Source organism: Alkalibacterium putridalgicola (assembly GCF_900109825.1).
GTDB classification, from domain to species: domain Bacteria; phylum Bacillota; class Bacilli; order Lactobacillales; family Carnobacteriaceae_A; genus Alkalibacterium; species Alkalibacterium putridalgicola.
On the sequence record NZ_FOBL01000018.1, the window covers coordinates 24,048 to 36,301 of the forward strand.

Annotated in this window: 12 protein-coding genes; 9 read left to right on the forward strand and 3 right to left on the reverse strand. The window is 39.8% G+C overall.

Annotated elements, in window-relative coordinates; translation table 11 throughout:
• The first annotated feature begins 214 nt into the window (after window positions 1–214).
• The 4 genes from BMX84_RS07135 to BMX84_RS07150 all read left to right on the forward strand — a co-directional run bounded on the left by BMX84_RS07135 (window position 215) and on the right by BMX84_RS07150 (window position 2,350).
• Window positions 215–505 (forward strand): hypothetical protein, encoded by a 291-nt coding sequence (locus BMX84_RS07135; protein ID WP_091488446.1) that lies wholly within the window; start codon window positions 215–217, stop codon window positions 503–505.
• Window positions 502–696, forward strand: a complete 195-nt coding sequence (locus BMX84_RS07140) for a helix-turn-helix transcriptional regulator (protein ID WP_091488447.1) — start codon at window positions 502–504, stop codon at window positions 694–696. Before BMX84_RS07135 ends, BMX84_RS07140 begins: the two co-directional genes overlap by 4 nt.
• Window positions 697–803: 107 nt before the next feature.
• Window positions 804–1,487 carry a CPBP family intramembrane glutamic endopeptidase gene (locus BMX84_RS07145; RefSeq protein WP_091488449.1) on the forward strand — a complete coding sequence of 228 codons (684 nt, stop codon included), beginning with the start codon at window positions 804–806 and terminating at the stop codon, window positions 1,485–1,487.
• A 188-nt stretch (window positions 1,488–1,675) separates the two neighbouring features.
• A complete protein-coding gene (locus tag BMX84_RS07150; RefSeq protein WP_091488451.1) occupies window positions 1,676–2,350 on the forward strand; it encodes a TIGR00266 family protein in 675 nt (224 codons plus the stop codon).
• A 136-nt stretch (window positions 2,351–2,486) separates the two neighbouring features.
• Here BMX84_RS07150 and BMX84_RS07155 read toward each other — a convergent pair whose 3' ends face one another.
• Window positions 2,487–2,927, reverse strand: a complete 441-nt coding sequence (locus tag BMX84_RS07155; RefSeq protein ID WP_091488453.1) for a phosphatase PAP2 family protein — start codon at window positions 2,925–2,927, stop codon at window positions 2,487–2,489.
• A 207-nt stretch (window positions 2,928–3,134) separates the two neighbouring features.
• On the opposite strand from BMX84_RS07155, the gene BMX84_RS07160 reads away from it, so the two are divergent.
• A complete protein-coding gene (locus BMX84_RS07160; RefSeq protein WP_091488454.1) occupies window positions 3,135–3,566 on the forward strand; it encodes a YkvA family protein in 432 nt (143 codons plus the stop codon).
• Window positions 3,567–3,769: 203 nt separating this feature from the next.
• Window positions 3,770–7,228, forward strand: coding sequence for a hypothetical protein (locus BMX84_RS07165; RefSeq protein ID WP_091488456.1), 3,459 nt, complete (start codon window positions 3,770–3,772; stop codon window positions 7,226–7,228).
• Window positions 7,229–7,606: 378 nt separating this feature from the next.
• On the opposite strand, the gene BMX84_RS07170 is transcribed toward BMX84_RS07165, so the two are convergent.
• On the reverse strand, window positions 7,607–8,821 hold the full coding sequence (locus tag BMX84_RS07170) for an HD-GYP domain-containing protein (RefSeq protein ID WP_091488457.1): 1,215 nt from the start codon (window positions 8,819–8,821) through the stop codon (window positions 7,607–7,609).
• 164 nt (window positions 8,822–8,985) lie between these two features.
• Between BMX84_RS07170 and BMX84_RS07175 the strand changes: the two genes are divergently transcribed.
• Window positions 8,986–9,594, forward strand: coding sequence for an N-acyl amino acid synthase FeeM domain-containing protein (locus BMX84_RS07175; RefSeq protein ID WP_091488459.1), 609 nt, complete (start codon window positions 8,986–8,988; stop codon window positions 9,592–9,594).
• On the forward strand, window positions 9,594–10,352 hold the full coding sequence (locus BMX84_RS07180) for a ThiF family adenylyltransferase (protein ID WP_091488461.1): 759 nt from the start codon (window positions 9,594–9,596) through the stop codon (window positions 10,350–10,352). The genes BMX84_RS07175 and BMX84_RS07180 overlap by 1 nt, the downstream gene beginning before the upstream one ends.
• Before the next feature lie 447 nt (window positions 10,353–10,799).
• Here the strand turns inward: BMX84_RS07180 and BMX84_RS07185 are convergent, their stop codons facing one another.
• Window positions 10,800–11,063: a YesK family protein gene (locus tag BMX84_RS07185; RefSeq protein WP_091488462.1), complete on the reverse strand. Its 264-nt coding sequence runs from the start codon at window positions 11,061–11,063 to the stop codon at window positions 10,800–10,802.
• A 197-nt stretch (window positions 11,064–11,260) separates the two neighbouring features.
• Between BMX84_RS07185 and BMX84_RS07190 the strand changes: the two genes are divergently transcribed.
• Window positions 11,261–12,238: a Gfo/Idh/MocA family protein gene (locus BMX84_RS07190; protein ID WP_091488464.1), complete on the forward strand. Its 978-nt coding sequence runs from the start codon at window positions 11,261–11,263 to the stop codon at window positions 12,236–12,238.
• The last annotated feature ends 16 nt before the right edge of the window (window positions 12,239–12,254 follow it).

A 12,254-nucleotide genomic window follows, 5' to 3' on the forward strand; every position in this document is an offset into this window, starting at 1 on the left:
AGGACGCATCCATCCGACGAATTAGTGAATGCCATATACTAATATTGAATCCATTATTTGGAACGTATAATTTCTATTGGTAGTTGATCTATTACTGCTTGTGAGAGATACTATGTAGCGTATCACTTTTTAAATGTAAAACTCTTTTGACATATCAACCTGTAGTTGGTATTGTTTATATGTAAAAAGTATTTGACAAAAAGGAGTATACACTATGCGGAAAAAAGACGAAATGGAACAAAAGGTAGCAAACAAAGCGATCAAAATAACGTGGTCTGTCACTGTGTTAGCTATGTTCATAATAGGTGGTTTTCAAAGAATTCTGAACAATGGAGATGGCAGTATCTTAATGTCAGTTGCTACTCTTTCAACGACGCTTCTGATCTTACTTGAACAATATTACTTATCAAAACTGAATGAAGATAAAAAATTCAAAAAAATGATGTATACTGCTTTAATAGTTTCAGTGATTTTAATTATATTACTAGGGTTTTTAAGTCAATGAAAAATCAAATAAAGGAACGTCGTAAAGCCAAAGGTATTTCTCAACAAGAATTGGCTAATTATTGTAAAGTTACAAGACAAACCATTAATGCAATTGAAAATGAAAAATACGATCCCTCCTTGCAACTTGCTTTTGACCTAGCGAGAAACTTGAATACAACAGTTGATACGCTATTTATGCCAGAACAATAAAAAGCACAACTTTCAGATTCTTATATAGGAAATGCTGAATTTATATCTACAGTGAAGTGAGTATAGTATTAAAAGTAATAGGTCTCTTATACAAGGAGTTTCATAATATGAAATTAAACAGAAAAAGCATTTTCCTGATTCTTTCTATCACTCTATCTGCTTTAGGTATGAGTCTCATAGACGGCTTTATTCAACTGCCGTATCTGTACAAATCCATTTTAAAAATTACGCTGTTCTCAGTTGTTCCAATGGGCTACTTCGTCAGGTACAAAGATGAATATAGTCATTTAAAAAAACTGTTCATTCCTAAAAAATCAGACTTAAAAATTGCCTTATTACTCGGGGTCGGCGTTTACGCTGTGATCTTTCTTGCCTATGTCCTTTTAAAAGACCATATAGATTTAGCATCGATTCGTGACGCATTAACTGGGGATGTTGGTGTGACTGCCCATAACTTTATATATGTCGCCATTTATATCTCTCTGATCAACTCTTTGCTGGAGGAGTTTTTCTTTCGGGGGTTCGCTTTTCTAATTCTGAAGGAAAATACCGGGCGACTCTTCGCCTATGTATTCAGTGCTTTACTGTTTGCCTTGTATCATGTAGGGATGACAAGTGGATGGTTTCACTGGAGTATTTATTTGTTAGCCATGACAGGCTTGTTTGCCGGGGGCTGTATCTTTAATTATTTGAATGAGAAGACTGGAACGATTTATCCGTCGTGGCTTGTACATATGTTTGCCAATTTTGCCATAAACACAGTAGGATTTATCTTGTTTGGTTTTATTTGATTCAGAAAATTTAAATGCTCCATATGCGTATCACGCACAGAGCTATCCGCATTTTTAGAGATTGTAATTAAGTGACTGCAGGAATATAATAGATTTAAAATATATACGAGTATAACTTTTTGTTATCCTCTATAAAATGAAATCAGAATACGGCAATAAACTATCCCAATTCAAAGGAGATCAGAAAAATGAAGTTTGAAATACAGGGAGAATATCCGGTCCTTCGATGTATGATGGATCGGGGCGAAACAATCATCACCAGTTCGGGGAATATGTCCTGGATGACAGAAGGGTTTGAGCTTGAAACATCCAGCCGAGGGGGACTGCTTAAAGGTTTCTCAAGAGCTTTTTCTGGAGAAAGTATGTTTCAGAACAGGTATAATGCCACAAAAGACAACCAGGAAATCGCATTTGCCTCTTCATTGCCGGGGAAAATCGTCCATATTGATATGAACGGACGTGAGATCATGACTCAACGAAGTGCTTATTTGGCTTCCACAGAAGGCGTAGATTTTGAAGTTGCTTTGACTAAGAAGTTTTCAACTGGACTTCTAGGTGGAGAAGGCTTTGTGTTGCAGAGATTTTCCGGTAGAGGCGATTTATTTTTAGAAGCTGATGGCTCTCTGGTAGAGTACGAATTAGGTCCCGGTGAAGCTCTTATGGTTGACCAGGGCCATGTATTCATGTTTGATGAAAGTATCACGTATTCCATTGAAACAGTTAAAGGCTTGAAAAATATGATGTTCGGTGGGGAAGGAGCCTTCTTAGTTAAACTGCTTGGACCTGGAAAAGTCACCCTGCAGACGATGCCGATCAGCAACCTTGCAGCGAAAATCGTTCCTTATGTTCCCACAAAGGGCTAGGTTTCGAACAAGCTAAGATCATGTAAATATCTAAGGTAGATAAGAAAGAGTGAAATGACAAAAGCGAAGATCCAGGTCAACTTATGACCAGAGGACCTTCGCTTTTTTGTTGAGAGGCGTAACACCTTCTAAATTCTTAAAGATAAAACCCTACTATCCCGGAAATGATCCCGATAATCGCTCCGGCGATAACATCACGCGGGTAATGAACGCCTCCGATCACACGTAAGACAGCTAAGATACTGCCTGCCAACAATAGAAAAATGCCCAGAGGTTTTGAAATGAAATAAAGTGTCGTGGCAATGACAAAAATAGAAAAGACATGTCGGCTGGGAAAAGACTTTCCTTTAGTGTCTTTTTTGATAATAGGCTTATTACCGGACACTTCATAAGGACGAGGTGCATCGATATAATACCGGAAAATACTGACTAATACATAAGAAATGGCAGGAGTCAGCGTAACCCTCCAGAACCTTGGATCTCGATTATAAACCAATAGTAAAAGAACAACAGGATAGATGGCATAAACAAGATAGGTGATAAAATTATTTAAGCGATTGATTACTTTTGCATTCATGTAAGTTAACGTCCTTGCATTTTGATTTACCCTTATATTACCATATTGACTGCATTATTTTCTTTTTAATTTATGATCCATACATTCATTTCAATTAGGATTTAATGCGCTATGTGATACACTTAGTTACAAGAGAAGTGATAGACTGAATATGAAGAAAGATGCACATGTATTAAAAATTAACTTCATTAGAAAAGAGGATATAGTATGAAGAATGACGATCCAAAAGAAAAAATCGGAGAATTAAAAAAGGAAGGTAAAGTAAAAGGTCTTTTAAGCAGGAATAAGGAGAAAGCTAAAAAACTTTTAAAGGATAAAGAAAAGACAGAAGAGATGCTGGATGAACTTGAAAAGAAATTGTCCAAAATACCCAGAGTCGGTAAGTATTTAAAAGATATCCCAGTGTTCATTTCTCTAGTCAGAGCCTATATCAGTAAAGAATATACAAAGATTCCTTTAAGGTCAGTCATTGCCATAGTCAGTGCTTTGATCTATGTCCTTAACGGCTTTGATTTTATCCCTGATTTCATCCCCGGTGTAGGCTTGATAGATGATGCGGCCGTAACTGCTTTTGCCTATCAGATGGTCCATAAAGATGTCGAAAAGTATAGAAAGTGGAAATCAGGTAAAAAAATATAAATAAACGAGAAAACATCCTTGAAGACAGTGCGTTTTCTTCAAGGATGTCTTTATATCTAGTCAAATATGAAACTACTGATTACAATGCCGATCAACACAAACTTAAGCGCTTAACAAAAAACGGTTACATCCATTGCTTTAAGGGCATAAGCACTATATAATCAGAGTAAGCAAGGTAAATAAGTGAAAGAAAGGAATATTTGATGAAGCATACAAGTAATATGTTTTATGGCCAAGCGGCTTTAGACATTAAAGAAAAAGACGTGTCACTTGAAACGGTGACTCTGGATAATGAAACCTATTTTAAAATGAGTAATTATGATGAAATGACACCGTTTTTTATGACGGTTGTCAGTGATTCGGACCACTGGATGTTTGTCTCCAGTACGGGTGGCCTGACCTGCGGCAGAAAGAATGCAGAATCGGCGCTATTTCCATATGAGACAGATGACAAAATCCACGACAGTATCGAAACGGCCGGACCGAACACCCAACTGATCCTAAAAAAAGACGGGAAGAAATTTTTATGGAAGCCTTTTACCCGTCATATGAGCAGCGTTTATGCGATAACACGCAACCTTTATAAAAACACGACCGGAAATAAAATACGATTCGAGGAAATAAACCACGATCTGAATGTGAGTTATGCCTATACATTGAAAAACAGTGAACGCTTTGGCTTCGTCAAAGAATCTGTTTTAGAGAATCTTTCTGATGAATCAGTGGAAGTGAAACTTTTAGACGGCATACGGAATATCCTGCCATATGGTGTCAATACACTTCTGCAGACCACGAAAAGCACCCTTGTGGATGGCTATAAGCGCAGTGAATTGATCGAGAAGACGGGCTTGGGCATATACACGCTCAGTTCTATCTTAACGGATAAAGCTGAACCAAGTGAATCACTGAAGGCGACAACTGTATGGTCCAGCGGTCTAGAAGCCCCTCAATACCTCTTGTCAGAACAGCAGCTCGATGCTTTTGCTATGGACGCTGACCTTCAGACTGAAGCAGATGTCAAAGGCAGAAGAGGTTCCTATTATGTCGTGGATGCCCTGACTCTAAAAGAGACAGATGCCAAGCGGTGGATGATCGTTTCGGAACTGAATCAGAATGCGGCCGATGTAGAGAAACTGAATGTTTTACTCGAAAAAAGTGAAGCGCTTAACACGGAAGTTGAAAAAGATGTCGCTCAAGGGGACGTTAACCTTGAAAAGCTTGTATTTGAAGCCGATGGGTTTCAGAAAACATCTAATGAGAAAGCGAGCTATCGCCATTTTTCAAATACTTTATATAACATCATGCGTGGTGGGATATACGCAGACGGCTACACTGTAGATAGAGAAGATTTCAAAGAGTTCATAGAAACGTGGAATACCAAAGTTTTTGATCAGCGTTCGGACTTTCTGGAGGGTCTACCGGAAACGATACATTACAATGAACTGTTAAACCGAGTATCCAATAGTGATGATAAAGATCTTGAACGTCTGATGATGGAGTACCTGCCGCTGACATTCAGCCGTAGACATGGAGATCCAAGTCGGCCGTGGAACCAGTTCAATATCGAAGTGACAAAAGAAGACGGGAGTAAAGCGCTTAAGTTTGAAGGAAACTGGCGGGATATTTTCCAGAACTGGGAAGCTCTGAGTATGTCTTTTCCAGTCTACACAGAGAGCATTATAGCTAAATTTGTCAATGCTTCAACACCAGATGGGTATAACCCGTATCGTATCACTAAAGAAGGCATCGACTGGGAAACACTCGATCCGGATGATCCCTGGTCAAACATCGGTTACTGGGGCGATCACCAGATCATTTATCTGTTGAAACTGCTGGAAATGTCTAAAGACTATCACCCCGAGAAATTACTGGATCTTCTGCATAAAGATATCTTTGTGTACGCGAATGTCCCCTATCGTATCAAAGGATTTGACGCACTCGTTTCGGATCCAAGAAACAGCATCGACTACGATGATGACAGCGAGAAAATGATGACAGAAAGAGTGGAACATCTTGGTTCCGATGGTAAGTTTGTCTTTAAAGGAGATGCCTTGTATAAAGTCAACCTTCTGGAGAAACTGCTTGTTTCCCTGCTTTCTAAATTTTCTAACTACGTGCCTGAGGGCGGTATCTGGATGAATACCCAGCGTCCTGAATGGAATGATGCCAACAATGCTCTAGTGGGTAACGGTCTATCAATGGTGACCTTGTATTATATGCATCGTTTCCAGAAATACATGAGCCAGCTTGTTGAGGACATGGAAAGCGACACAGTAAGCATTTCAGTTGAAGTGCTGCAGATGTTCGAAGACACACTTGCTGTACTGAAGGATAAACGGTCTCTCCTGGGCGAAGACATCAGTGATACGGAGCGTTATGAAATCGTAGAGGCACTGGGCAGAATAGGTGAAGCCTATAGACAGTCTGTTTACACAGATGGCTTCAGCGGAGAGAAAAAAGACCTTTCAATAAGTATGCTTAAAAAGTTTACAGAGGTCTCTCTGGATCATTTAAATGATTCCATCAAGAAGAACAAACGCACGGACGGTCTCTATCATTCTTATAATCTTATACGATTTGAAGAAAACAGCTGCAGTGTATCCTACCTCTATGAGATGCTGGAGGGGCAAGTGTCTGTGTTGAGCTCAAAAGCACTGGATGGGGAAGAAGCCTTGTCTGTTCTTGAAGCATTGAAAAAGAGTGCGATTTACCGTGAGGACCAGAACAGTTATATGCTCTATCCAAACCGCGAACTGCCAAGATTCCTTGAAAAAAATGTGATCCCAGAAGAAAAAGTCATGTCTTCCGCTATATTGAAAGCTGAGCTGGAGAATGACCGGTCACGCTTTATTGAAAAAGATGTCAAAGGTAACTATCACTTCAACGGCAGGTTCAGGAATGGGGAAGAGATCGAAGAAGCCTTAAAAGCTACAGGAGAATACCCGGATGAAGAAATCAGACGAGTGAAAGAGATTTTCTCCGATCTGTTCAACCATCATGCATTCACCGGACGATCAGGAACCTTTTATAAGTACGAAGGTCTTGGATCTATTTACTGGCATATGGTCTCAAAATTAGCGTTAGCGGTTCAGGAAAACTTTTTTGATACCTACAGTCGTCACGGAATGAATAAAACTGCTGAGGGCCTTATAAGCTCTTATGAGGATATCAAAGCAGGGGTAGGTGTGGACAAATCACCGGAACAGTATGGGGCGTTTCCGACAGAAGCCTACTCGCATACACCAAGCTTTGCGGGTGTGCAGCAGCCTGGAATGACAGGGCAGGTCAAGGAAGATATCATCTCGAGGTTCGGTGAATTAGGCGTGACGGTGGAGGAAGGCCTGATCAAGTTCAGCCCAGTGCTGCTTCAGAAATCCGAATTTCTGAATGAAAAGATCAGCTGGAACCTGCCGCAGAACAATGCATCTGAGAAAGAAAGCATCCAGTTGGACGAGCAATCGCTGGGATTCACGATGTGTGCCGTTCCGGTCACGTATGAACTGAAAGGCAAGAAAGAGATCCTCGTTTCTTATAGAGATGGAACAGAAGAAGTGTATGATGACACCGATGTATTGAGTGAAGAAACAAGTCAAAGCTTGTTCAATCGCGAGGGTAGAATCGCTAGGATTCGTGTGTCACTTGACGGCAGTACATTGCAGTAAATAGGAACATTCATTTATACCGTTGTAAAACTATTTCTCTAATGATTGAAAAAGTTAAACGTCCAGAGATGGAAGAAGCAGTGAAAGGATATTTAAATCCCCCAAACAGAGACAAAATCGGTTGTCTCCATTTGGGGGATTTATAATATCATAATAAGAGTTTTTATTCATATTGTATTAATAAAAAAAAGTTTATACAATTTTTGCAGATAAATATTGATATATATTTATCTGTGATATATAATTGTGAAAATAAGAGCATTGATGGAACAAGCTATTATTTTATTGTTTTTTTATTTTTTAATGTTTTCTCAAGGTGGAACAACATTTTATAAAATAAAGTGGTATGATTATACACAGTAGTATGACTACATAGACTTATAGAAAATCAGTGATTTTCTCAAATTCATCTATCGGGTCGTGACAGTCAAAGTATATTTTTAAAAAGTCAGGCCTTGCAGCTTCAATGGCTTTTGCCAGGTTGGGATCAAATTGGGTTCCTACCCCTTGGTCCAGTCGCCTGAATGCTTCTTCCAGAGGCAGTTCCTTGCGGTAAGCTCTTGTGGACGTCATGGCATCAAAAGCATCTGCCACAGCCAGTATGCGTGCCTCTAAAGGAATGGAATGGCCTTTTGAACCAGTTGGATAGCCTTTACCGTCCCATCTCTCATGGTGATAGAGGACACCGTTTTTCAAGCCATTCAGGCCTTCGACTTTTTCGACCATTTGAGCTCCAAGAGATGTATGAGTTTTAATGATTTCATATTCTTTATCAGTCAGTGATGTCGGCTTGGTCAAAATATGTTCGGGCATATTGATTTTTCCGATATCATGTAGTAGACCGCTCAGTCTTAAAAGTTTGAGCTTTTGTTCATGCTGATATTCGGGCAGCTGTTTGGCTAAGGCGACAGCATATTGGCTTACTCGTTCGCTGTGACCAAATGTGTAAAGGTCCTTCGCTTCCATCGCAACAATGAAACTCTGAACGACTTGCTCAAGTGTCATTTCCATCGATTGGATGACTGTATTGACTTGCTTATTGTAGAGCATGTTCAGCTTGGACAGGAGCAGGTAACTGAATGTCGCAACGATGATATAAAGAAGAATACGGTTTGAAATGTCTATCGTATCCGCTATATAAGATGCATTGCCCGGAAAGCCTATTCGTACAAAAACCATACTGATCAGACCCATTGCTGAGTAGAAAATGGATAAGGACCGCTTGCCGTAAAGACTGGTAATAATAGGTATCAGCAGGAAGTAGCTCCATGCTTCAGAATAACCTGAACCAAAATATAAGCTTATGATCACGAAGACAACAGACAATAAAACGATATGTGTATTCAGTTTGGTCGAGGCTCGGGTGAAGCGGAAGATTAGGAAAATGGTTGATAAAACAGCGAAAATCATCATCAGTATGCTAAGGTCAGCCCGTGAAAATGGGAGATTGAACCACCTGAATATCAAATTCCAGCTGATACTCAGTATGATGTAGATCGAAGTTATTTTAATTATCTGATTATTCAGATTTTTATCATAATCCTCAATTAATTCATGCATCAATTGTTCCTTTTCGTTTAAGGGTTTATTCATTTTGGTCGATCATCCTAATGTCATGTATTTTAAAAAAGTGACTATCCTATAAGATTTTATCACTTTTTTGTATAAATAACCATGAAACTATGTATTTATATTTGGTAACGCTTTAAAATGTGGCAGTTTTTTTACTAAAAATTATGTTTAAGGAGCGTGTTATAATGGAAAGTGAAAAAGAATATCATTTTGGAAGAGTTGAGGGAATAAAAAGTGTTGAGGCAGTGGCACTTCACCATCAGCGCTATCAGGAAGTCGGTTTTTTAAAAAAAGATGATGAGGACCCCTACATAGATTATTCGACATATTTTGTCGTGGAAACGGCTAAGTCAAAAGAAGTCGTTGGGGTGACACGACTTATTTTCATGTCACTGGATGACCTGCCAACAATGAAACATTTCAATATTTTTGAAATCGAAAAGCTGAAACTGGCAGGGCTTGAAGAAAATAAATATGCTGAAATCAGTGCATTCACCAAAATGCCCAAACACGATGTCGGTTTAGGCCTGATCCGCACTGTATTAAATTATTCCTTGAGTAATGGATTGACTCATTGGGTCTGCTGCATTGATGAAAGAGTGTATCGCTACATGCATCGGATTTTTAAATTTCCTTTTGAAGTCATCGGTGAACCGAACGTTTACCTTGGGTCAAAAACGATCCCTTGTGTACTGAATCTTTCAGAATGCCTCACGACTTTGAAGGATAAACGCCGGACATTATATGACTATCTCGTGGAAAGTGAAGAAAAAGTAATGGAGGGGATCAAGTAATGGTCAAAGAACAATTTATACGTAATTTAGGTATCATGTCAGAAGAAGAAGTGCAGAGACTGCATGGTACAACGATCGCCATTGCAGGCTGTGGCTGTATTGGAGGTTTTTCAGCAGAACTGCTCGCACGAATGGGCATAGGGAAACTGATTCTGGCTGATCCTGATACCTTTGATGTCTCAAACATTAACCGCCAGTGTGCTGCGACTCATTTAACTGTCGGGCAGAAGAAAGCGGAAGCCTTAAAGAATCACTTACTGACGATCAATCCTGAGATGGAGATTGTGTGTTATAACGATGGAGTCACTGAGAAAAACGTGGCCCCATTTTTAGAAGGCGCTGATTACGTCATTGATGCCATCGATTATTTTGCTTTTCCTGAATCTGTTGCCCTCCATCGTGCCGCCAGACAGAGAGACTTATTCATCACCACGGCGGTTGCTTTAGGTTTCGGGACATCAGTTCTGACTTTTGATCCTAAGGGTCTGACGCTGGAAGAGTATACACAGATACCCGAAGACATTACGATCGATGAACTGCAGGGCAAGACATTCCCGCCATCAGCATATAGCCAAAAACTTCCTGATTATGCGACAGAAGAGAATATTTCCGGCTGGATCGAAAACCGTTCGATCCCTACGATCAGTGTCGGTCAGGCGCTCGGACCGGGTGTCCTTGTGTCCAAGCTGGTTCTGCATCTCTTAAACAGACAAACGCCGAAGATCGTACCAGATTATTTCCAGCTCCAGTTTGAGTGATCAAACCTGATCAATCATTAAGTAATATTTTTGACTGAAAAGCAGCTGTCTTTTTTCCACAAAAGACAGCTGCTTTTTTTTGTAAATATGGATAGGAGGAGCCAGTATTCGATTGTTGTAGAAATTTACAGTCATCTGTTTCAAGTACTTTAGCCGAGTAATAAAACGTGTTATCAACAATAAGTGAAAAAGTATCGATATCATCCGAGACACATGTGGATATATGATCGACTAATGGCTCTTGGCACGATAGTCCGTTTGAAATATGAGGTAAATGGCAGAAGAATAGAAATATGGGAAGGGAGTACTTCTCTTGTCCTAAGATCTCTGGTGTTACTGCTGTCATCCTGGCTGGTAATGTCCAGAAAAAAATCGTATCAGTGACTGCTTTTAAAGTCACTGATACGATAAAGGAAACACTTTACTTATAGTCCGCCTGGATACTACTCAACTGTTTTCGGTCATTTTCAGTAATATAAGAGTCGTCAGAGAGGGAGCACCTATATATATGCTCCAAACGCCCAGCCCCAGACCTGTCCAGCCACCTATCATATAGCTGACAGCCAGGGTGATGAGTGTGATGACAAATAAGCTTCCAAACAAAATGTACAAAGCTTTTCTTGAGACACCTGTTTTCTCCACGATAAAGTAAGCAATAAATGCTACAACAAGAGATATGCCTATGACTACAGCAATAAACCTTAAATCCATAATTAATATCACTCCTTAAAGATTGATGTTTTTGTAAACGCTTTGAGTATACTGATTTCAGAATAGCATAAGTATTTTATGAAATGAAAGCATAAGGGGGGAATGCTTATCCGTTCTTGATATCTTTTTTTTAGATTCCTGTTTATAATAGGAGTAGACATGTTTATTCATATAAAAAATTAACGGAGGTATAACGTATGAAGAAATTTGGATGGGCTTACATTGGGTGCGGCGGGATCGCCCGTACGACAGCAGAAGAATTAGTGCAGACTGAGGATAACGAGATCGTTGCTGTCTGGAATCGGACGCAGTCAAAGGCGGAAGCTTTTGCGGAAGAATTTGGTGGAACCGTTTATGATACACCCGAAGAGGCGATCAATGCTCCAGATGTAGAAGGTGTGTATGTCAATGTGAATGGCGATTTGCACGCAAAATATACCCGACTTTCCATTGCAAACGGTAAGCCGGTACTCTGTGAAAAACCATTTGCGGTAAATGAAGAAGTGACGAAAGAAGTCTTTGATTACGCTGCAGAAAAAGATGTCTTTGTGTCTGAAGCGATGTGGACCTGGCATAATGAGACGGCTTTAAAAGTTAAGGAATGGGTCAAGTCGGGTGTTCTTGGTGATATACAAGCTGTCAGCAGTGCGTTTGAAGTGCCACTAGTAAGTAACTCAACGAATCCAAGACTTACGACACCCTCAATGTTAGGCGGCGCCTTGATGGATCTCGGTGTTTATAACGTGAGATACTGTTATGAACTTTTTGGACTCCCAGAACATATTAACTGTGAGGCAAGAATGGAAGAGGTCGATTACAGCGAAACGATCACCTTTGATTATCCCGGCTTCAAAGCCATCAACTTTGTCTCCATGGAAAAAGAGGGCGGGCATTATTTTGAGATAAAAGGAACAAAGGGTTCGATCTATGTCCCTCAATTTCATATGGCAAAAACAGCCACGCTAAATACTGAAGATAAGGAAGAAACGTTTGAAGTGGAAGATCTTTTATATGGCAAACAGTTCTCCAATGTTGCGGCGGAGATCAGAGCGGGCAAAAAAGAAAGTGAAAAAATTTCTGCTAAAGGTACCATCGAAGTGATGTCGCTGCTTGATGAATGCCGTAGACAAATGGGACTTGTTTACCCACAGGAAAAACAGAATGAAGAGGCATAATTCATTTATGCGGAAA